This window comes from Flavobacterium humi (genome assembly GCF_004745595.1).
Classification (GTDB): Bacteria; Bacteroidota; Bacteroidia; order Flavobacteriales; family Flavobacteriaceae; genus Flavobacterium; species Flavobacterium humi.
In genome coordinates this window covers 281,696-305,171 of sequence record NZ_SRLH01000002.1, presented here as the reverse complement: position 1 = coordinate 305,171, position 23,476 = coordinate 281,696, and the positions used below count along the sequence as shown (strand labels likewise).

Sequence of the window (23,476 nt, the reverse complement as noted above, 5' to 3'; positions counted from 1 at the left end):
TTGGTAAAAAAAATCTCACAGAATAATCATAAGGATAAAATAATTGATTCTTAATGGTTTGGTAATTCTTTAAGCTGTTTTTTTTTGAAATACAGCTATAAAAAAGTCAGCAGTGTGGATGTTACAGGAAATAAAAAAACCTACCGCTGTAATAGTACAGGCAGTAGGCTGGTTTAGTGGTTGGTAAGATTTATAATTCGATTTCAACCTGGTTTTTCAGCAGGTCTTCAAAAGTTTCCCTTTCCCTGATAAGATGGGCTTTGCCGTCTTTCCAAAGCACTTCCGCAGGTTTATACCTCGAATTGTAATTGGAAGCCATTGAAAAACAGTAAGCGCCCGCATTCCGGAAAGAAAGCACATCGCCTTCCTTTATTTCTGAAATCCTGCGGTTGGTACCAAAAGTATCCGTTTCGCAGATATAACCCACAACGGTATAAAACCGCTCTTTTCCTTTCGGGTGCGAAATATTTTCTATAAAATGCTCGGAACCATATAACATAGGACGGATCAAATGGTTGAAACCGCTGTCTATCCCTGCAAACACAGTTGAGGTAGTTTGTTTGACGACATTTACCTTGGCCAGGAAATAACCGGCTTCGCTCACCAGGAACTTCCCAGGTTCGAAAGCCAGGGTGAGTTCACGTCCGTATTCTTTTTCAAAAGCCAAGAACCTTTTAGTAAGTTTCCTTCCGAATTCTTCCACATTGGTTTCAATATCCCCTTTTTTGTAAGGTACTTTAAAACCGCTTCCGAAGTCAATGAAATCAAGTGTTTTGAAATGTTTGGCGGTGTCGAACAGGATTTCTGCAGCATACAGGAAAACTTCAATATCAAGGATATCGGAGCCGGTATGCATATGAATACCGTTAATATGCATTTTCGTATTTTCTACAATACGCAGCAAATGAGGTAACTGATGGATCGAAATCCCGAATTTACTGTCAATATGCCCTACAGAGATGTTCGAATTCCCTCCGGCCATCACATGCGGGTTGATACGGATGCAAACCGGAATTTGCGGATGTTTCGTGCCAAATTGCTCTAGTATCGATAAATTATCAATATTGATCTGAACGCCTAAACGCGCTACCGCTTCAATTTCATCCATCGAAACGCCATTAGGGGTGTAAATGATCTTGTCCGGGGTAAAACCGGCATGCAATCCCAACTGTACTTCCTGTATCGAGACAGTATCCAGTCCGGAGCCCATTTGCTTGAGAAGCTTCAAAACCGAAATATTCGACAAGGCTTTTACTGCATAATTAATACGCAGCTTTTCCACCTTGGCAAAAGCATTAGTTAACCGATTGTATTGCGTTTCGATTTTTTCGGCGTCATAAACATACAAAGGACTGCCAAACTCTGATTCAATTGAAAGTAATTGTTGAGATTCCATGGGTATTATTTTATTATGGTGCAAAACTATAGCTAGATTTTGGTTTATGCAAAAAATAAACAAATTATAACAAATTATAACAAAATGTTATATTTATAAAAAATTAAGCGAAATATTTCTGATGGAATATACTACATTTTTACCTTTTACATATTAAAAATCAGTAAATTAGTTGAGATTATCATTAGCAATCAAAACCATAATGGAAACACAGGTATTAATAGTAGGGGCAGGCCCGACTGGCCTTATGGCAGCGAATCAGTTGCAGCGTTTCGGGATAGATTTCATCCTGATAGATTACAAATCAGGACCTACGAAAGAATCAAGGGCTATTGCCGTCACTGCCAGAAGCCTTGAAATATACCAGCAAATGGGTCTTTCCGATACTGTTGTTGCCGATGGGATCATGATGAATTCTTTTAACCTTTTTTCAGATGGAAAAGCCAAAGCCGAAGTCAAAATCGGCGAAATAGGCAAAGGAATGACTGATTTTCCGTATTTATTGGCGTATGAGCAAAGCCAGAATGAAATGTTATTGTATCGGAATTTAAAGGAAAAAGGTGCAGAAGTGCATTGGGAAACTACCTTGGTTACCTTAAAAGAATATCAAAAAAGTATTGTAGCCACTGTTGAAAAAAATAACGAAACCTTCGAAATCAAGGCAGAATACCTCATAGGTTGTGACGGTGCCAAAAGCCCAATCCGGCACCAGTTGGGTTTTAATTTCCATGGCGGGACGTATGAGAACCGGTTTTTTGTTGCCGATGTTATTATGGATTGGCAATTGCCTCATAATAACTTGATTATAGCACCTTCCAATACTAATTTTGTTGGTTTTTTTCCTTTAAAGGGAGAACGTTATTTCCGAGTGTTGGGAAGTTTGCCAAGAGCTTATTTCCATAAGGAAGACATCCGTTTTGAGGATATTGAAAAAGAAGTTATCCAAACGGCCGGCATTCCGATTGTTTTTGAAAAGACAAATTGGTTTTCGGTATACAACCTGCATCACCGGTGTGTCGATAATTTCAATAAGGGAAGGGTTTTTCTGGCCGGAGACAGTGCCCATATCCATAGCCCGGCAGGAGGACAGGGTATGAATACAGGGCTCCAGGATGCCTATAACATTGCCTGGAAACTGGCTTTTGTCCTCAAAAAAACCGCCAAGCCCGATTTGCTGGCTACGTATAATGAAGAACGCCTTCCTTTTGCGAAATGGCTCATGACCTTTACAGATAGGATGTTCAAGCTCATGACGAGCGACAATTGGCTTGTGGCCTGGTTCCGGAAACATATTGCACTTAACCTGATCGCTAAAATCTTTACCTTCGGGAAAATCCGGCCGGTTATTTTCAGGAGGGTGTCCCAAATTTGGTATAGTTATAACGGAAAATCGCTTTCGTATTCAAACAGCCGCCAGGAATTGCTTTTCAAGGCCGGCGACCGCTTGCCGTATATCACTGATTCTCATCAGGAAATTCCTTTTTATGAATTGTTCAAAGAACCTGTTTTCCATCTGCTGTACCTTTCTAATGAGGCATTGGAAGAAGGAATACACCTTGCCGCAGAGGAAACATTTCCGTTTCCGGTAAAAATACTCCGCTATCCGATAACGCCTGCCTGGATCGGGTTAGGTGTCGAAAAACCATTGTTTGTGCTGGTGCGGCCTGATAATTACATCGCTTTTTTGTCGGATTCTTTTTCAGTGACGGAAATGGAAAATTACCTGGCGCCTTTTTTTATCTCCCTAAAAAGTAAGAAATAAAACAGGTTGACAGTACGCTAAATAAAAAATAAAATCAGTTAGAATATTCGTTTGGAATTTATTATTTTTGTGCCACTTTAAAAAGTCAAAAACTTCATTATGGATATACACGAATACCAAGGAAAGGAAATATTAGCCAGTTATGGTGTAAAAGTGCAACGTGGTTATGTTGCAAACAACCCACAGGAAGCGGTTGCTGTAGCAAAACAATTAACAGCGGAAACCGGTACGGGATGGCATGTTATCAAAGCACAGGTTCACGCTGGTGGTCGTGGAAAAGGCGGAGGAGTTAAGCTTGCCAAAAACTTACAGCAAGTGGAGGAATTAGCCGAGCAAATCATTGGAATGCAATTGATCACGCCTCAGACTTCTGCCGAAGGTAAAAAAGTACACAAAGTTTTGGTTGCCGAGGATGTTTACTATCCTGGTGAGAGTGAAACTTCAGAGTTTTATATGTCGGTTTTATTGAATAGAGGTAAAGGACGCAACATGATCATGTATTCTACCGAAGGTGGAATGGATATTGAAGAAGTGGCGGAACACACTCCTCATTTGATCTTTACCGAAGAAATTGACCCATCTGTAGGATTGCAGGGTTTCCAGGCGCGCAGGATCGCTTTCAATTTAGGATTGTCAGGGAATGCGTTCAAGGAAATGGTGCAGTTCGTAGATGCTTTATACAAAGCGTACATCGGTTCTGATGCTTCGATGTTTGAAATCAACCCGGTTTTGAAAACTTCGGACAACAAAATTATCGCTGTGGATGCCAAAGTGAATTTGGACGACAACGCGTTATACAGACACCCGACTTTGGCTGAAATGCGTGATATCCGTGAGGAGAACGCAATTGAGGTAGAAGCAAAAGCGGCAGGATTGAACTACGTGGACCTTGACGGTACGGTAGGTTGTATGGTAAACGGGGCAGGTCTTGCGATGGCTACCATGGATTTGATCAAATATGCAGGTTACGAGCCGGCTAACTTCCTAGACGTAGGTGGTACTGCTGATGCAAAACGTGTGGAGCTGGCTTTCAGGATTATCTTGAAAGATCCAAACGTGAAGGCAATCCTTATCAATATTTTTGGAGGTATCGTTCGTTGCGACCGTGTAGCTCAGGGAGTTGTGGATGCTTATAAAAACATGGGCGATGCCATTAAGGTGCCGATCATTGTTCGTTTGCAGGGAACCAATGCGGAAATTGCCAAAGAATTAATCGATAATTCAGGAATGCCGATTTTATCTGCAGTGCAGTTCCAGGAAGCAGCGGACCAGGTTAAAGCAGCTTTGTCTTAATACGATTTCAATATAATAGGAATAAAAAAATCCCGGGTGAGAGCCCGGGATTTTTTATAGGATATGGTTACGCTTTTTTATTCTTTCCGTTATTGAACTTTACTTTTTCGACTACCTGTACTTTCGGGGCCGGTTTTTTGCTGCCGGGTTTCGGTTTTGAGGCGGGTTTCTTTTTGAAGGCTGCTTTAGGGGCGAGTTCTGTTTTAGGCTTTTCGGAAGGGGCTTTCACGGGGATTTCAGCTTTATTCTTCGCTAAAACTTCGTTCGGTTTCTTAGGGTTTTCCTTCGTTCCCCTTAAATGGATGACCAAGCCGTTGAGGAAATTACGCAACACCTGGTCGCCGCATTCCATAAAATTCTCGTGGTTTTCGTTCCTGAAAAAATTCCCGATTTCGCCTTTGGACATACGGAAGTCTACCAATTCTAAAATTTCAACTATCTGGTCGTCACGAAGCATGAGCGCTACGCGTAGTTTTTTGAATATGTCGTTGTTATTCATGCTTGTTATTATTTTAAGCAAAGATACATAAAATCGGCCGGAGCTTTTTTGATTCCGATTTTAATTTTATTTTAGCCGAAAATATACAACGATGGATTCTTACGAAGAAAAAATAGGCCTGCTTTCTGAAATGATTGCTTTTGCGGTAATTGACGGCGAATTGCATGATAGGGAATACGATTTCCTGTTGCTGGTTTCACAGGAGCTTAATGTGGAGAAAGATACCTTTATGGATTTGTTCAGCAGGCGTAATGAGTTTGTAGTTGTGAAGGATGAGTTCCACAGGATACTTCATTTTTACAGATTGGCGCTATTGATGCATTGCGATGGTGTTTTGCATGAGAGGGAACGTATAGCGATTAATGAAATAGGGATAAACATGGGGCTCAACCCTAGTGCGATGAAACGTATCCTGGCCTTGATGGAATCTTCCCCCAACAAAATGATTGACCCTAAGGTCGTGGTGGGTGCGTTTCAGGAGCAGCATAATTAAAATCCTATACAGAAGGACCGGATAGCGCAACGGCAGTAAGGAAAACTGAAGTTGCAGGCGCTCGTTCAAACAATGCAGGCGCTAGTTCAAACGTTGCAGGTTCTAGTTTGTAAGTTGCAGGTGCTTCATCAAACGTTGCAGGTGCTTGTTCAAACGTTGCAGGTGCTTGTTCAAACGTTGTAGTTGCTTGTTCAAACATTGCGGGTGCTACATATAACGTTGCAGGTCCTCGTTCAAACACTGCAGGTGCTTGTTCAAACGTTGCAGATGCTTGTTCAAACATTGCGGGTGCTACATATAATGTTGCAGTTACTTCATCAAACATTGTAGTTGCTTCAACTTATAAAAAAAGCAGCGGAAAATTTAAATGAATTTGTTTTTTATCGGTTGATTTTGAATGGAATGTGTGCCTTGCTTCAAAATCAGGGCTTCTGTGCGATTATAAGTAAATCTACGGTTTTGGTCCCGTCGGTAGCGGGATAGTCCTGGCGGTGGAAATAGAGGATGTTAAACCCGTTTTTTTCCAGTGACCGGATCAGGTGATCAGCCTTGTGGTAGTAAACATACGCTCTGTATTGGCCATCACTGGAATTTTTGAACCCGGATTTGTTGTCTTGTGTTTCCTCCATGGTACTGATGTATAGGGTACCATTAGGATGTAAGGCTTCAAAAGCATCGGCAAATAATTTCCCGGCAGCTGTTTTGGATAGGTAAGGCAACGCGAAACCACAGATGATACCATCGTATTTTTTGTGTAATGACAGGATGTCCCTGCAATCCATCAATTGGAATCCGGCCGAAGGATTATTGGTTTTGGCCAATTCGATCATATTGGGAGCCAAATCGGTTCCTAGGATTTTAAAACCAGGGCGTTCCTGCAAAACATATTGGGTGATATTGCCCGGCCCGCAAGCGAGTTCGAGGATTTCCGCATTTTGTTTGGCGATAGTGTTGCAGAAAATGTCCAAAGCGTTATGGTATAAATCCACTTCCATAAACCTGTCCTGGTATTCCCGGGCACATGTATTAAAGATATTTACGGCGATTTCGGTTTTGTCCATTGGTTTTGAAAATGAATAGGTTACATCTTATCCTGGTACATCTTGATTTCATCCCTGAATTTAGCGGCTTGCATGAAATCCAGGTCTTTTGCGGCTTTTTCCATGGCTTTGCGAAGATCCCTGATTTTTTTCTCGATTTCCGGTTTGGATAAGTACAGGCTTTCCGGCTCGGAAGCTTTCAGGGCCTGGTTTTCAAAATATTGGGAAGAAACCGAATTTTTGTTCAGGGCATTGCCAAGGCTTTTGTTCAGGGCTTTTGGCTCCAATCCATGTTTTGTGTTGTAATTCATTTGTTTTTCCCTGCGGTAATTGGTTTCATCGATGGTTTTCTGCATGCTTGCCGTTATCTTGTCACCATACATGATGGCTTTCCCGTTTACGTTACGGGCAGCACGGCCCACGGTTTGGGTAAGCGAGCGGTGGCTTCTGAGGAAACCTTCCTTGTCTGCATCTAAAATGGCGACCAAAGATACTTCGGGCAAATCCAGCCCTTCCCTTAAAAGGTTCACACCGATAAGGACATCGAACAGGCCTTTACGAAGGTCCTGCATGATTTCCACACGTTCCAAAGTATCCACATCACTATGGATATAACGGCAACGGATGGAAACCTTGGTTAGATATTTAGTGAGTTCTTCGGCCATACGCTTGGTTAGGGTTGTGACCAAAACACGTTCGTCGGCTTCACAGCGCAATTGGATTTCTTCGATTAGATCGTCAATCTGGTTCAGGCTGGGGCGCACTTCGATAATAGGATCCAGCAAACCTGTAGGACGGATGACCTGTTCTACATAAATACCTTCAGACTTTTGTAATTCATAATCTGCGGGTGTGGCCGAAACATAGACCACCTGGTTTTGCATGCCTTCAAATTCTTCAAACTTCAACGGGCGGTTGTCCATGGCAGCGGGAAGGCGGAAGCCATATTCGACCAGGTTTTCCTTACGGCTCCTGTCGCCGCCATACATGGCATGGACCTGAGAGATGGTTACGTGGCTTTCATCAACAACCATGAGGTAATCGTCCGGGAAATAATCGATCAGGCAGAAAGGCCTTGTCCCCGGCTGGCGGCCGTCAAGGTAACGGGAATAATTTTCGATCCCGGAACAGTAGCCTAATTCGCGGATCATTTCCAAATCGAAATTGGTACGCTCTTCCAAACGTTTGGCTTCGAGGTGTTTTCCTATTTCTTTAAAATAATCGACCTGTTTGACCAAATCCTGCTGGATTTCCCAAATGGCATTTTGCAATACATCTGGAGATGTCACGAACATATTGGCGGGATAGATGGTCAGTTTTTCATATTTTTCCAAAACTTGCGATGTTTTTGCATCGAAAGCTTCGATTTCTTCAATTTCATCCCCAAAAAAATGAATACGGAAGGGTTCGTCACCATAACTTGGGAAAATATCAACGGTATCGCCTTTGATGCGGAAAGTGCCGGGAGTAAATTCGGCTTCTGTACGCGAATACAAACTCTGTACCAGGCGATGCAATAATTTAGTGCGTGAGATGGTCTGGTTTTTTTCAATGGAGACCACATTTTTCTGGAATTCCACAGGGTTTCCAATACCATAGAGACAGGAAACGGAAGCCACAACCAATACATCCCTGCGTCCGGAAAGCAGGGCGGAAGTAGTGCTTAAACGAAGTTTTTCCAGTTCGTCGTTGATGGATAGGTCTTTTTCGATGAAAACACCTGTGACCGGTATGAAAGCTTCCGGCTGGTAATAATCGTAGTAGGAAACGAAATACTGGACAGAGTTGTTGGGGAAAAATTGCTTGAATTCCGAATACAATTGCGCGGCGAGGGTTTTGTTGTGTGCCAAAACCAATGTAGGGCGTTGTATTTCTGCCACGACATTCGCTACGGTAAAGGTTTTCCCTGAACCGGTAACGCCAAGCAGGGTCTGGTATTTTTCGCCATTGAGGATTCCTTGGGCTAATTTTTCAATAGCCTGCGGCTGATCGCCCATAGGCTTATAATCGGAAACGACTTGGAATTTCATTATTGGAAGTTGCTAAAGTTGTGAGCGACTAAGTTACAAAGTAAAATCTGAAATAAAAGTGGCCTTTTTGATTATTTAAGAAAATCAACGATGGTTTTATTGACGGCTTCCGATTGGTCGATACTTAAAAAATGGCCGGCATCTTTGAGGGTTTTGGTTTTGCAATCCGGGAGGTATTTTTGGGCCCGGGTCAGGCTTTCTTCAGCATTGATCACGTCGTGGTCGCCAATAAGCACCAGGACCGGAATGGTTATTTTTTGTAAATCTTCGTCTGAAAAAGGCTGCATCTGTAAAAAACTTGAGCTGGATTTAGCCTGTTTGTTGGCCAGGAAGAACTGGGTTTTGTATACCGGGCTTATTTTTTCGGGATAAAAGGAAAAGGTCTCCAATGTTTTGTCCAGTTTTTTTTTGGATGGGAAAATTTTCAACAGCAAGGCAGAAGAGGCTTTCCCGGCTTTGTCAACTCCTTTAAAGGTCTGTGCGGGGCTCAACAATACGAGTCTGCTGATTTTGCTGTTGGGTTGTATGGCCAGCAATGTCGCCATCCAACCGCCTCTGGAAGCACCAACAATGTCCAGTTTCCGTAACTTGTAATGATCGAAGATTTCGTTGTACCATTGTACGGTTTCTTCTTTTGAAAGTGATTTTTCCCTGGATTGCGATTTTCCTGCTTCGTTCAGGTAATCAATAGCATAGGTCCGATGGTTTTTTGACAACGCCCGGATGTTGGGAAACCACATAGTGGAGGTGGCATCCATCCCGTGGAGCAATACCAGCGGCGGGCCGTCTTTTGGGCCAGCTGTAATGACATGCGCTTTTCCAAAACTTGTCTGGATATCTTCTTCCTGATATGGGACATCCCAAAGCTGCAATGATTTGTTATAGGAATTAATGTAGGCCTTTTTATGTTTCCGGCTTTTGAAAACATAATCCTTTTCCTTAGTGGCAGCACAGCTTACCAGTAAGAAAAGCATGAGGGCTTTTAAGAATAGGTTTTGCATAAATCAGATGCTTGAATTTCAGTTGAAAATTAAAATAAACAAAAGAAATACAGTATCATTATTTCATTCAAATATATCAAAATTCCAATGTTGCGGAACTTAAAACTGCCAGTTTTTGTGCTGTGTTTCCGTTAAGAATGTCCAAGCGACCATACGGCTTGTTTTTTGCCCTTGCGCCATTTCGAACGTCCTGATAGTGACTGCCCCGACTTTATGCAAAGTCCTGTAAATGGCCGCCAAATTTTCTTTTTTGGATACCAAAGTGGTGAACCAAAGCACCTGCTCAGGGTATTTTGCGCTTTCGTAGATCATTTGGGTAAGAAAGCCTATTTCTCCTCTGGGGCACCATAATTCGGCGTTTTGACCGCCAAAATTCAAAACAGGCTTGTCCGTCCGGGTTTGTTTTAGATTGTGGACTTTCCGGGTGGCAGCCTTGTTTGCTTCTGCTGCGGAAGCATGGAAAGGAGGATTGCAAATGGTAAAAGCAAACCGGTCCTGTGGCGTGATGATATTTTTGAAAATAAACCGAGGTTCGGTTTGTCGTTGTAAACTGATGGCAGGGATCAGTTGCGGGTTGCTTTGAATGATTTTTTTACAATTCTGGATTGCTTTTTCATCGATATCAGTACCTACAAAATGCCAGCCATATACGGAGTTTCCTATGATCGGGTAAATGCAATTCGCGCCTGTGCCGATGTCCAGGCCTTCTACACCAGCTCCCTGGGGAATGATTCCGTTGTTGGAATCGGCCAATACATCTGCAAGATAATGGATGTAATCGGCCCGGCCCGGAATAGGAGGGCAAAGAAAATGTTCAGGAATATCCCAGTCCCTGATGTTGTAATGGGAACTTAGCAAGGCCTTATTGAGTGCTTTTACAGCTTCAGGATTACTGAAATTGATGGTCTGGCCGGGATTTCCGTCCGGATACGTATGGGATAGGATGTGATTTTTTAATGCTGGGGAATGGATGGCCAACTGTTCAAAATCGTACCGGGACCGATGCGGGTTCCTGGGATGCAAATTTTGTTTTTCTGTATTTTTTATAGGTTTCATTTCTTCTAATCAAAGCATTCCATCAATAATAAATCACCTTCTTCATGTTCGATAACCACAAGGCCGTCATGGGCAACGTGATTGCTGCTTCCTGTTTTATAGCCAATGGTCAAACCGTCGTTTTGTAACGGGTAAAACAAATTCCGGGTCGTAATCCCGGAAACGTTCCCTATGGGAATCAGAGAGATAGGGGTTTTTGCCGTGTACCATTTTTCAAACCGTTTGGGGAGCAGGAATACTTTGGAATGGTCGTCTAAAATTACGATTTTAAGTTTTTCGCGGTATTGTACAATGCTCGTAATGTTTGTGATGGTGTGGTCTGCACGTTTCCCGGTAGCCCAAACGACATTGGCGGCCTGGTGTCCTTTCTGGATCAGGTAATCAAAGGCTTTTTCCAGATCTGTTTTTTCCTGGTCTGGCGTATGGACGATTTCCATCGGATATTGTTTGGCGGCATAATAAGCGGCATCAAAACCACGGTCGAAATCCCCTAACAGGACATCCACTTTTATACCGAGTTCCAAAACCCTTTCGATGGCTGAATCCAAGACAATGACCAAAGGTGACCATTCTAGCAATTGCCCTAATAATTCTTCGCTGCAGGACGCGCCGTTGGCAATTATTAATGCAGGTTCCTGATCGTCGCGGACTATATGGTGTGAAGACATGTAGGCTGTTGTTGGAATTTTAAAGTTAGTATCTTAAAAAAAAACTGTGGTAAAGATACGCAAACAGGCAGGCATTTGAAAACGATCAAAAAGAATCTTTCCGGCGGGCCGGTGGTGCTTTTGGTAAAGTATCACAAAAAAAATAGGATCAGTTAAATATTCAAAGCTTTGTTGTTTTGTTAAATTATTGATTATTTGTATTTAAAATAATTTATTTTTTGATTATAATATCGTTATTGTTCTTTTAAAGATGTGATTTTAGCAATATGATGATGTTTGTGATAATGGCATGGTATTTCAAAATGACCTTTGGCTTTATTCGAATAATCGGTACATTTGTAGTCTGGATCTTTACCTTTAAATGTATTGTAAAACAAAGACAAAAGTCAAATGAAACACAACGGAATTCGGTTTTATTTTCTAATCCTACTCTTTTTTACAATAGTATTTGCTAATTCTATTGTGGCTCAAACGCCATCGAAACAACAGTCCTTATTTCATGAATTTGAAGAGTTGATCCACTCCAAACCTGACGAAGCCTTAAAAATCGGGATGCATTTGCTGAAAAACAGTTCTTCAGACGAGGAAAAATCAGAAATAAACATGCTGATTGCCGAGATTTACAAAGTTAAGGGAGATTACAGCAACGCCTTGAATTACTTGTACGTGGCAGACAAAGATACTCCGGATTTGTCGGATATGAATGCGGTTAAAATCCTGATTGCCAAATCTGCGATCTTAAGGTCCCTGTACCTTGAAGAAAAATCGGAACGTTATTTTGAAGAGGCAAGGCAAAAAGCGGTATCTATCAAAGAAAAGGACGATCAACGCCTGGCTACTATTTTTTTAACACTTGAGAAAGCAGCGATGTACATCAGTCACCAAAAGTACGAGGCTGCCTTAAAAACGATAGAAAATAAAAGCAAGGAATTCGAGGTTGCCAAAAAAGATTCGCCGGACCTGGACTTGTGGCTCGCCATCAATATGGGGAAAATATACAGCGGGCTGGGCGATTTTGAAAAAAGCAACGGTTATTTCAGTAAAGCCAGGCTTCTTTTGGATAAAGGAAACAAGGAAAATCAATTCGCTGAAATTTTTGTATTGAACGGGCTGGCCGGCGTCAACTTCCACAAGAAAGACCATCAGAAGGCCATTGTGTTGCTTTCCGAATCTTTGAAAATAGCACAAAACCTGGATAATTTATACCTGACTGAAACCATCAGCAAGCAGCTCGCCATTAATTACCTGGCTTTAAACGATAAGGCAAATTACAAATGGTACAATGCCAACTTGTTGAAAATAAGCACTCAGATTGAAAATGCCGAACAGGAATCTGTGAATACGGCTTACAATCTTATCGCCAAAGAGACCGAAAATAATTACCTGGCCAAAAAACAGAATTACCGCATTCAGTTTTACGTTGCCTTGGTGCTGTTTTTCCTGGTCCTGATTGGCTGTACCATGTTCTGGCTTAAATTCCACTGGAAGAAAAAAAGGCTCAAAGAAATTATCAATTACCTTGAAGTAACCCGGAACAACCTGGTCAGCCGTTATACGGAAAAGAAAGAAGCCAGCAAAAAAGTCTTTATTCCGCAGGAAACCGAACAGGCGTTGCTGAACAAACTCAAACGTTTTGAAAATACGACACGTTTTACCAACAATGACATATCGCTTGCGGTACTTTCGGGGCAATTTGAAACCAATACCAAATACCTGTCGGAAATCATAAACAAGCATTACAACGTTAATTTCAATACCTATATCAACAAGCTGCGTATTAATTATATTGTTGAAAAACTGAAATCCGACCCTAATTTTATCAACTATAAGATCAGTTACCTGGCCGAAACCTGCGGATTTTCATCGCACAGCAGTTTTGCCACCGTATTTAAATCGATAACAGGAATAGCGCCTATTACTTTTATTGAACTCCTGAAGAATGAAAAAGAGATTGGTAACCCGGTAAACAATAATCATCATGAGGTTGTACATTAAAATAGTTTTTACCGCTTTGCTAAGCTTTTTGGTGTTTGCCAATGAGGCGTATGGGCAAAATCCCAAAAAACTGGACAGCATCCTCAAGGCCAGTGCTTCGGTCATGTATGAAAATCCGGATAGGGCAATTGCTATCGGAAAAGAAATAGTGGGCAAGGCGGGAAGCAATACCGATGTAAAAATACGGGCGTATAAGCTCATATCTGATGGTTATTCTTCTAAACGGGACTATGAAAAATCACTCGAGTATGTCATCAAGGCCAACCAGCTTTTGCCGCAAACCAGCGATGAATTATTAAAAATCGGGATCATAACCAAAACGGGCATCCAGTACCATCAGCTCAAGATATACGACAAGGCTATCCAGTCCCTTGACCAGGCGGAGGAATTGTGCCTGGAATACCCTGTGCGGGATTCTGTTGCCGTTAATTTAGGGATTACGTATCTTGTAAGAGGGTTTATTTATAAGGAGAAATTAAACTGTGAGATTGCCATTACTTTTTTCGACAAGGGAATAAATGAAATCTTAAAAACCAAAGATCTCCTTGCCAATGCCAGTAAATTAAGCATTGCCAAATACAACAAAGGCAATTGTTACATACTGATGTCCGATACCAAAGCGGCCATTGAAAGTTTCCAGGAATCTGTCGACTATGCTAAAATGGTCAAAGCCAACAGCCTTCAGGCCTTTGCCCAGAAAGGATTGGCACAAGTATATACCCTGGAAGGAAAATACAAGCAAGCCATTGATTTGCTGCAGGAAGCACTTGCCATTTCGAGCAATGTAAACGATTTGGTACTCAACCAGGAAATATACAAAGGGTTATCTGAAAATTCCCTGGCACTCAATCATTGGGACAATTACCAGGAGTACAGGCTGAAATACCTCGAAAACCAATCAAAACTCAAAAACCGGGAAAGGAAATCGGTCAGCGATTCTTTAAAAGAGAAGGAAAATGAGGAAAAATCGAAGCTCGAGGGTGCTGTTTCCAGGTATCTATCCGGCATTGTCATTATCTTTTTTGTGCTGCTGCTGATTGTTGTCTTTTCGGCCCTGTCCATAAGAAGATCGAAGGCTTCTATTGAAAAACTACAGGGTGTAGTTAAAAGCCTACAAAACGAGAATCAGTAAGCAGTCGTTCTTTAAAGCATTGTTTTTAGATGTTAATGTGTTAATTGTTAGTTTATTAAGTTTTTTGAAAGCTTTTTAAAATTCGGCTATTTGTAAAGATATTCTTAAGGATGTAATTGTAAACAGAATTATATTTATCTTTATGTAAGAAACCACGAACAAAACTGACAACTAAAAACAACTTAACATGAAAAGAAAACTACTCCTTATGTTTGTCCTTATCTCATGCTTTGCAAAAGCCCAGGTTGGGATAGGTACTGCCAATCCTCAGGCGACCTTAGATGTTCGGGTTGCCAATCCCGCTTCTCCAACCATCGATGCCGGTATCGCAATTCCACAGGTAAGCGTTTTGCCTTCTTCCGGGAACAGGGCAGGGCAATTGGTTTATCTTACCAGTACCAATCTATATTATTGTTACAATGGAAGTTCCTGGTATGGTTTGGCAACACAGGTATATAATTTTGGTGATGTAAAATACGGATTCCAGGGAGTTGACCATAATGGCTGGATTTTACTGGATGGACGTCTCAAAAGCTCTCTGACTGCCACGCAACAGGCAGCTGCAACCGCTCTCGGCATTGGTGCTAACCTGCCTAATCTTTCCGATAGAGGCATTGTAGGGGCCAGCGGTACGAAAACTTTAAATACAACCGGAGGGAACGCTTCGGTAACAATCAATCAGAACCAGTTGCCAAATGTGACCTTGACCACCAGTACAGATGGGGCTCATACCCACCTGTCCGGTAATCCAACGGCGGTTTTGTTAAATATCCTGGGGCAGTCTTTCTTGGCTTCCGGTTCCAATACAAACAGCACGACAAGTGCGGGTGCACATAGCCATACCACATCTTCGATCAATGGCGGGGTTACCCAGCAAAATTTGTCGGTACAGGATCCTTATCTTGCGTTAAACGGCTTTATTTATTTAGGGCAATAAGCTCACAGCATTGTATCAAACTTTTAAATTTTAAGATATAAAAAGCCGGTTTTATCAAAAGCCGGCTTTTTTTTGGATCAGGAAAAATAAAAACAAAAAGTTATAAATATCACTTTTTGTACAGTATGATTAAAAAGATACTGATTTCAATTTTCCCTGTTATTTTTAGAGTTATTACTACCTGGAAATTCTTTTCCGAAACCACCTGCAATGTGTAAAAAGAAGCGAAATACCTACAAAATTGCTTGATTCGCCTAATTGTGCGTTATTTGGATGTTTTTCAATACAATATATTGATAATCAATTAATTACACTTATTTTTTTGCTTTTAAAATTCAGTAAACTTAAAAGATATGCTTCTTTATACTATAGTATATATACTTATTTTCAACCTCATAAAACACTATTGGGCCACTGCGGACCATCACAAGAAAAGCAGGTAAAAAGAATCGATAGTGTAAGCCGGTTAAGGCTAAATAATAAAATTGGTTACGTTGTTTATTTGTTTTTTTTAATTGTGAAATCCTTCGTGCTGTTACCTGCACGAAGGATTTAAATTACATTTTAAAACCGGTTCCCTTCTGTGAATTGGTGCATGCCCTAAAACCTGATTAAATGAAAAAGAGTTTAGTATTATTTTTAGCATTACTTTTTATCAATTCAATAACGGCACAAAACGAGCCTAACGATTGTGTGAACGCAATTGTGGTATGCGGTAATGGAAATTTCAGTTCAAATGCCAGTGGTATTGGAAATAGCCAGGAAGTTGCCGGATGCGGCGGATTTGAACACAATTCTATTTGGCTTAAGATAAATATAGTACAATCAGGGACTTTAGGTTTCGATTTGATCCCGAATGATACCCACATTTGGGTAGATTATGATTTTTGGGTTTTTGGAGCCAACCAGGGATGTTCCAGTTTGGGAAGTCCTATCCGATGCGCCACGTCAAACCCACAACAACTCAATGCACCCAACAATCATACAGGAATGAGTTTGACCGGTACGGTATCATCAGTTGGCCCCGGGGTTGCTAATCCTGGAAATGGCGACAGCTACGTAAGGTATATCAATGTAACGGCAGGCCAGTTTTACTACATTGTCATAGATAGGCCGGTGGGTGACGGAGGTTTTGAAATTCAATGGACAGGAACTGCCACGGCAAATGGAGGGGCTTTCCCAACACCGCCGACAGCGAATCAGATTCCGGATTTGAAAACCTGCAGCAATACTCCAAATGTGGGGATTTTTGACCTTAATCCGGTGAGAAGCCAGATCAATTCGAATTTGGTAGCCAATACGATTTCCTTTTATACTACTTTCGCCAATGCTATCGACGGAATATCACCGCTACCTAATATTATCTCCAATACTGGAGGGAATCCGCAAAAAATATATGCCAAAGTCGTAAACAATATATCGGGCTGTTATACTATTATAGATTTCAACCTGAGGGTTTATCCTGTACCGAATGCCACTGTTTCTATTTCAGATACACAAGTATGCTCTGGGCAGAATGTAACGGTCACATTTTCCGGAACTCCCGGGGCAACTGTAGAATATATGGTAAATGGGGGCTCCATCCAATCTATTGTGCTCAATACTGCCGGATCATTCCAGATAACCGGAGCTGTAACCGGAAATATGACATATGCTTTAGTTAATTCTAAGGTATTGGATGCCAATAATATTGTGGTGTGTTCTCAAACCGAAAATGAGACCGTGAGTGTAAATGTTTCAACCGTAAGCATTCCTACAGTAACTACAAATTCGCCTATTTGTGAAGGAGATGTGGCTGTAGCTACATTTTCGGGTTTACCCAATGCCGTGATTACTTATAGTGTAAACAGCGGTGCTTCGCAAACAGTTACTTTGGATAATTCCGGGCAACAGCAGGTAAATTTGCCAGGGCTTCCTATCGGTTCAAACCAAATTACGCTATCGAATATTACAGATTCAAACCCTCCTAATTGCAGCCAGCCATTAACAAATGGTGCAACCATTGTGGTAAACCAACAGATAACTTCAGGGATTTTGGTCACACCGAATGCTTGCCAGGGTGGCACTTCGCCACAAATCACTTTTACAGGAAGCGGAGGCAACGCACCCTATACTTTTGTGTATAACGTAAATGGTGGTACAAACCAAAGTATCACCACAACAGGAAATAGTGTTTCCATTAACGTGCCTACGGCTGTTCCGGGAACTTTTACTTATAACCTAATCAGTGCCAGTGCTACAACAGCTCCTACTTGTGTTTTTCCGCAATCGGGAAGTGCTACGGTAACGATTAATCCTTTGCCGGTCATTAGCGGGACTTTATCCTTATGCCAGGGTTCGACAACACAACTATCCGGTTCAGGGGCACCAGCTGTTCCTACGGCATGGTCTTCAGATAATACCGGGATTGCAACAGTAAATAATGCGGGATTGGTTACAGGGATTTCAGGCGGAACAGCTGTAATTACCTATTTAGGTGCCAACGGATGCCCGGCTACGGCAACTGTAACTGTGCATGGGCTTCCAACGATAGGCGGGACTTTATCCACTTGCATCAATTCAACATCGCAATTGACAATATCGGAAAACCCGGCAACAAATGCCTGGAATTCTTCCAATCCGGCAGTGGCAACAGTAAATACAAGCGGATTGGTTTCAGCTGTTTCACAAGGGATTTCAACAATATCGTATACTAATTCGCAAGGTTGTATCGTTTCTGTGCTATTTACAGTATATACCGCGCCGGCTATTTCGGGTTCCAATGTAGTTTGTGTCAATCAAACCCTTCCACTGACAGGTTCGGGAACTCCTGCTTCTGTAAATCCGTGGATATCGGGCAATAATGCCGTTGCTACTGTAGATAGCAATGGTTTGGTAAGCGGTGTATCGGCCGGAAATACTACCATTACGTATTTAGATACTAACGGTTGTTCCAACACCATAACAGTAACGGTTAATGCTTTGCCTATTATAAGCGGAACGTTATCGGTTTGTCAAGGGCAGACAACACAATTAGCGGGTTCCGGAACACCGGCAGTTTCCAATGCCTGGATTTCTTCCAATACTAGCATAGCAACCGTAAACGGGTCAGGTTTAGTATTGGGCATTTCAGCAGGAACCACGACAATTACGTATACTAACAGTAACGGATGTTTGGCAAACGCAACGGTAACTGTCAATCCGCTACCGGCCATTTCGGGAACTTTGACAGTTTGTATGAATGCCACAACGCAATTGACAGGACCGGGGACTCCGGCAGTTTCCAATGCCTGGGTTTCGGCCAATACAGCCATAGCAACAATAAATAACGCAGGTTTGGTTACAGGGGTTTCAGCCGGGACTACTACGGTTACTTATACAAATGGTAACGGATGTTTTGATACCGTAGTTGTTACCGTATTAGCCGTGCCAACAGCAACTATTTCAAATACAGGAGCTTCCGTGATATGCTCGGGAGATATTGTAAACATTCAAATAACAGGGACACCGGGAGCAACAGTAAACTATACTGTAAATTCAAATGCCTCTTCGGGTGTTATTCCGGCTTCCGGCGTACTTACTATTACTTCAGCCTTAACAGCAACCACTACATTTGCTTTGGTGAATGTTATAAACGGAGGATGCCCCAATGCTGTAACACAAAGCGTAATGGTAAATGTAACCCCGAAACCTTCGGCAACAATCTCTTATAGCGGGCCTTTTTGTGTTACCGAATCCACTTCGCAACCTGTTAATTTTACAGGAACACCAGGCGGAAACTATACGGTTAACCCTTTAACAGGATTAAGCATCAACCCAAATACGGGAGCGATTTTGCCTAGCGCGAGTACTCCGGGAACGTATCAGGTTACTTACCATGTTGCCGCTTCCGGCGGATGTGCTGCATATGCAAGCGTATCGGCTTCGGTTACGATCCTCAATGGTCCTACTGCAACGATTTCTTACGGAGCAAATCCGTTTTGCGTTTCACAAACTGGCCAGGTAAATGTAACCCAAACCGGAACAACCGGTGGAACATACTCTTCAATTCCTGTAGGATTGTCAATTGATAGTGTAACGGGTGCCATAACGCCAAGCTTGAGTACTCCTGGAACCTATACTGTTTATTATAAGATACAGTCAGCGGGCGGTTGTCCCGAATTGATCCGGGAGGCCACGGTTACGATTCTTGATATTCCCAAACCGGACATGAATACCGGAGTATTGTGTATCGATGTTTCGACTAACAATCCGATAGGCACCGCGATACTGAATAGTGGCTTAAATCCTCTGGGGCTTTCATTTGAATGGTATTTTAACGGATCCCTGGTAGGGACATCCAGTACATATGAAGCCAATCAGATAGGTACGTATACTTTGACGGTTACCAATGCCGCAAATTGTTCTATAACAGCAATTACATCGGTAATGCCGGCATATCCTGCACTGGAAAGCGACGTCACGTATGTAGTCAGCCATTATTTTGAAGACAATCAGACCATAACCATCCAAGTGCAAGGTACCGGATCGTATTGGTACAGCCTGGATAATGGCGTGTTTCAGCAAAGCAATGTCTTTATGAATGTTTCTCCGGGTGAGCATTACGTTACTGTCCATGATGAAAACGGATGTACCGATGTTACGATCAGGAATATTATCACCATTGATTACCCGCACTTTTTTACTCCTAATGCCGATGGGTACCATGACACCTGGAATGTATGGTCTTTACGTGATCAGCAAAATGCAGAAATCCATATTTTTGATAGGTATGGAAAATTGCTCAAGATGATAAAACCGGAAGGTAGCGGCTGGGACGGAACGTTTAACGGACAGGATTTACCTTCTACAGATTATTGGTTTACGATACAATATCTGGAGAATCAGGAAGAAAAAACATTCAAATCGCATTTCTCTTTAAAAAGATAATAGCCTTTCAATATAAAAAAAACACCACTTTTCCTGTGGTGTTTTTTTGTTTTGTGTTATTGTACTACGTAGGTATCGGTATCGACTTCCCCCAAACTGAAATACCCTAAAGGGAAATTGGCCTTGCTGGTCTGGTTGATGATATTCCCCCTTAAAGTTGCGGGTGGGGCGGTAAACGGATTGCCTTCGTTGGTCCCGGCTATATTAAGAAGTTTGGTCATATAGTTGCTGTAGCGCTCAGAAATGCCTTGTAAACTTAAATCCAGGACATCATTAGGCTTCAGGTCTTCATCGGTATAAAAACCGAACATTTGGTTTCCTTGAAAGAATTCATCAGGGGCCACGCCATATTCCGGGAAAGCAATATTGCTGTTCTTGAACCCAAGTAAGTAGAAATTATCTTCAGCACCATTGTCCTGATAATAAAATTTTACCTGTATCTGGTCTTCTCCAATGCCTGGGAAAACACCTTGCTCAATGTTGTCAATATCTGGCGATGCATATAATTTGTCGGTAGCCGTATAGGTTTGCCCGTCATGGATTACCGTCAAAGTATAATTCTCGTTAATTACAGGAATGAAATTCGTGCAAATATATTCTCCAGTGTTTGGTGTTTCGATAAAATTGAATACTGTATTGGAACTGTTGGTTATAAAAACAGTCGCACCCGAAACTGACGGGATTGTGGAGTTGTAAAAACCGGTAGTAGTGGTCAGCTTTATTTTCTGCTCGTTCCCGGAAGTCCCTTTTTCCCATTTTATGGCAGCGTCAATGACTAACTTGGGAGGAGCCGTGTCTAAATCAACATTGACAACATCTTCGCAACTCATGAAGAAAATGGAGGCTATAATTGCAATACTATAAGTGAGGATATTTTTCATGCGGATTAAAATTTAAAATTATAAGATACTGATGGGACCATTCCAAAAATGGATAACTTGACTGCTTCGTTTACGCCTGTGTCTGCATTTTGCCTGAAGGCGATAGAAGCGGCGTTTTTCCGGCTGTACAAGTTGTAAATACTGAATACCCACTCGCTTTGCCAGCCTTTGTTTTTGTCCGGTTTAGGGATATAAGTAGCGGAAACATCCAAATGATGGTACATCGGAAGGCTGGCTCCGTTACGCTCGCCATAACTCGGGATCGTAATGCCTTGGTATACATACTGCCCGTTTGGATACGTAACAGGTTGTCCTGATTGCAAAGTAAAATTGGCTCCAAAAGTCCATTTTTTAGTGTATTTATAAGATCCGGTCACGACCAGGTTATGGGTTTTGTCATAGGCCGAACGATACCAATCACCATTGTTTATGCCCACTTCTCCAGGAGTCCTTCCGGGTGTTTGCTGTTGTGAACGTGAAATCGTATAGGCAACCCAGCCGTTTAGTTTTCCAGAGTTTTTCCGAATCATCAGTTCCAGACCGTAAGACCGCATCTGGCCGTTGAGTATGACTTGTTCGATGGCTTCGTTGGCAATCAGGTCGGCGCCGTCTATATAATCCATGCGGTTTTTGACTTTCTTGTAAAAACTTTCAATTTCGAGCGTATAGGCATCGTCCTTAAAATTACTAAAATAACCTACCGCAACCTGATCGGCAATTTGAGGCTTGATGTAATTATCGCTTGGTGTCCAGACATCCAAAGGAGTAGGCGAGGCCGTGTTGGAAACCAGTTGCAGGTACTGGACCATCCTGTTGTAGCTTGCTTTTATGGACTGGTTAGGATTCAATTCATACGAAATGGAAAATCGCGGTTCCAGGTTATCAAAACTGGCAATGGTCTTATTTTTGCCGAAATATGCCGAACTAACCGGTTCTGCCTTTTCATAAATTTCAAGCTCAGGATCGTATACGACAGGCTGGTTGTTGGCATAATAATTCACGGTTGAACTCCCCAATCGGTAAAAAAGGCTGTATCGTAAGCCATATAAAATAGAAATCTTATCGGTCAGGTTCTGCTCGGCATCTACATAAAAGGCAGGTTCAAAAGCATATTTTTTATCCAATTGCCTGTAATTGATCCCGGACTGGGAATTATTAGGTTCGATGGTTCCCGGGTTGAAATCATAATAAATGGCATTGGCCCCGTAATTCAGCTTGATTTTATCCGAAAGATAATGCTTGAAATCGTATTTTAAATTATAATTTTTGATTCCTGAATTCCAGTTGAAGCCCGCAAAATCCAATGTCAGCCCGTAATAATAATCACTATAAATCAGCGATAGGTTTGAAAACAGTTTATCGTTGAACAAATGATTCCAGCGAAGGTTCAACGTGGCGTTTCCATATGTATTGACAAAAGTCTGGTTCAGGGAAAAAACATCCCGGCCAAAATAGCCCGAAAGGTATAAATTGTTGTTTTTGTTGAGTTTGTAATTCAATTTGGTATTCAGGTCATAAAAATAGGCACTGTTTTCGTTATCCGTCAGTTTTAGGAACAAATGTGCGTAAGATGCGCGCCCTCCGATCAGGAAAGAGCCCTTCTCTTTTACGATTGGGCCTTCTGCCAAAATACGGCTTGAAATTAAACCGATACCACCGTTCATACTGAATTTGTTGCTATTTCCGTCTTTCTGGTAAATATCCAGGACAGAAGACGCCCTTCCTCCAAAACGGGCAGGAATACCGCCTTTGTATAATTTCAGGTCCTTTATGGCGTCCGGGTTAAAAACCGAAAAGAAACCAAAGAAGTGGGAAGAATTGAAAATAGTGGCCTCATCCAGCAAGATCAGGTTTTGGTCGGCACCGCCACCACGGACGTTAAACCCGGATTGCCCTTCACCGGCATTGGTCACACCCGGAAGGAACAATAAGGATTTGATGACATCGACTTCGCCCAGGACGACCGGCATCTGTTTGATGGTCCCGATAGACATTTTGTTGACGCTCATTTCCGGTTTCCGGATATTGGCTGTGTTTTTGGCTGTTACCACAATTTCTTCGAGCTTTTGGCTTTCTTCGCTCATGCTGAAATTCTTTTTGGTGTTTTCCGAAAGAGAAAAGGATTCCTCAATTGCCTGGAACCCCTGGTAACTGATTAAGACCGTGTAATCTCCTTTAGGGATGGTAATTGAATAAAAGCCATATTCGTTGGTAATGGCCGATGATTTGGTTTCGGGGATAAAAATGTTTACCCCAATTAAGGTTTCATTGTTGGCGGCATCTGAAATCACACCGCTGAGCGTAAATTTTTCCTGAGAGAATGAAATAAATAATCCAAAAAAAAAGAAAAGTAATAGGAACGACTTTTTCTGAAGTGACATGTTT

General features: G+C 42.0%; 17 protein-coding genes. 7 read left to right on the top strand and 10 right to left on the bottom strand.

All coding sequences use genetic code 11. From position 1 onward, the window contains the following. Positions 1-190 precede the first annotated feature (190 nt). The gene (lysA, locus tag E4635_RS04285) at positions 191-1,396 is read right to left on the bottom strand and encodes a diaminopimelate decarboxylase (RefSeq protein WP_135525388.1); all 1,206 of its coding nucleotides are present in this window, start codon (positions 1,394-1,396) and stop codon (positions 191-193) included. 202 nt (positions 1,397-1,598) lie between these two features. Between lysA and E4635_RS04280 the strand changes: the two genes are divergently transcribed. Further along, entirely contained in the window at positions 1,599-3,158 is a 1,560-nt protein-coding gene (locus E4635_RS04280; RefSeq protein ID WP_135525387.1) for an FAD-dependent monooxygenase, read from the top strand. Between the two features lie 99 nt (positions 3,159-3,257). Then, the gene (gene sucC / locus E4635_RS04275) at positions 3,258-4,451 is read left to right on the top strand and encodes an ADP-forming succinate--CoA ligase subunit beta (RefSeq protein ID WP_135525386.1); all 1,194 of its coding nucleotides are present in this window, start codon (positions 3,258-3,260) and stop codon (positions 4,449-4,451) included. 67 nt (positions 4,452-4,518) lie between these two features. Here sucC and E4635_RS04270 read toward each other — a convergent pair whose 3' ends face one another. Further along, complete coding sequence (locus E4635_RS04270; protein WP_135525385.1) at positions 4,519-4,950, bottom strand: DUF1456 family protein; 432 nt, start codon at positions 4,948-4,950, stop codon at positions 4,519-4,521. Positions 4,951-5,041: 91 nt separating this feature from the next. On the opposite strand from E4635_RS04270, the gene E4635_RS04265 reads away from it, so the two are divergent. Continuing rightward, positions 5,042-5,443, top strand: a complete 402-nt coding sequence (locus tag E4635_RS04265) for an excinuclease ABC subunit B (protein ID WP_135525384.1) — start codon at positions 5,042-5,044, stop codon at positions 5,441-5,443. Positions 5,444-5,447: 4 nt separating this feature from the next. Here E4635_RS04265 and E4635_RS04260 read toward each other — a convergent pair whose 3' ends face one another. The 6 genes from E4635_RS04260 to E4635_RS04235 form a co-directional block, all read right to left on the bottom strand. Continuing rightward, complete coding sequence (locus tag E4635_RS04260; RefSeq protein WP_135525383.1) at positions 5,448-5,768, bottom strand: hypothetical protein; 321 nt, start codon at positions 5,766-5,768, stop codon at positions 5,448-5,450. A gap of 97 nt (positions 5,769-5,865) precedes the next feature. Continuing rightward, positions 5,866-6,504, bottom strand: coding sequence for a class I SAM-dependent DNA methyltransferase (locus E4635_RS04255; protein ID WP_135525382.1), 639 nt, complete (start codon positions 6,502-6,504; stop codon positions 5,866-5,868). 20 nt (positions 6,505-6,524) lie between these two features. After that, positions 6,525-8,513, bottom strand: coding sequence for an excinuclease ABC subunit UvrB (gene uvrB, locus E4635_RS04250; RefSeq protein WP_135525381.1), 1,989 nt, complete (start codon positions 8,511-8,513; stop codon positions 6,525-6,527). A gap of 71 nt (positions 8,514-8,584) precedes the next feature. After that, positions 8,585-9,514, bottom strand: a complete 930-nt coding sequence (locus E4635_RS04245; protein WP_135525380.1) for an alpha/beta fold hydrolase — start codon at positions 9,512-9,514, stop codon at positions 8,585-8,587. Between the two features lie 99 nt (positions 9,515-9,613). After that, complete coding sequence (gene rlmF / locus E4635_RS04240) at positions 9,614-10,570, bottom strand: 23S rRNA (adenine(1618)-N(6))-methyltransferase RlmF (protein ID WP_135525379.1); 957 nt, start codon at positions 10,568-10,570, stop codon at positions 9,614-9,616. A gap of 5 nt (positions 10,571-10,575) precedes the next feature. Next, positions 10,576-11,238, bottom strand: coding sequence for a thiamine diphosphokinase (locus E4635_RS04235; protein ID WP_135525378.1), 663 nt, complete (start codon positions 11,236-11,238; stop codon positions 10,576-10,578). Between the two features lie 390 nt (positions 11,239-11,628). On the opposite strand from E4635_RS04235, the gene E4635_RS04230 reads away from it, so the two are divergent. The 4 genes from E4635_RS04230 to E4635_RS04215 all read left to right on the top strand — a co-directional run bounded on the left by E4635_RS04230 (position 11,629) and on the right by E4635_RS04215 (position 20,210). Further along, positions 11,629-13,233, top strand: coding sequence for a helix-turn-helix domain-containing protein (locus tag E4635_RS04230; RefSeq protein WP_135525377.1), 1,605 nt, complete (start codon positions 11,629-11,631; stop codon positions 13,231-13,233). Then, entirely contained in the window at positions 13,217-14,365 is a 1,149-nt protein-coding gene (locus tag E4635_RS04225; RefSeq protein WP_135525376.1) for a tetratricopeptide repeat protein, read from the top strand. Before E4635_RS04230 ends, E4635_RS04225 begins: the two co-directional genes overlap by 17 nt. A gap of 187 nt (positions 14,366-14,552) precedes the next feature. Continuing rightward, entirely contained in the window at positions 14,553-15,302 is a 750-nt protein-coding gene (locus tag E4635_RS04220) for a hypothetical protein (protein WP_135525375.1), read from the top strand. Between the two features lie 615 nt (positions 15,303-15,917). Then, a complete protein-coding gene (locus tag E4635_RS04215) occupies positions 15,918-20,210 on the top strand; it encodes a T9SS type B sorting domain-containing protein (protein ID WP_135525374.1) in 4,293 nt (1,430 codons plus the stop codon). A gap of 56 nt (positions 20,211-20,266) precedes the next feature. Here the strand turns inward: E4635_RS04215 and E4635_RS04210 are convergent, their stop codons facing one another. Further along, a complete protein-coding gene (locus E4635_RS04210) occupies positions 20,267-21,091 on the bottom strand; it encodes a DUF4249 domain-containing protein (protein WP_135525373.1) in 825 nt (274 codons plus the stop codon). Positions 21,092-21,096: 5 nt separating this feature from the next. Continuing rightward, on the bottom strand, positions 21,097-23,472 hold the full coding sequence (locus E4635_RS04205) for a TonB-dependent receptor (protein WP_135525372.1): 2,376 nt from the start codon (positions 23,470-23,472) through the stop codon (positions 21,097-21,099). Positions 23,473-23,476 lie beyond the last annotated feature (4 nt).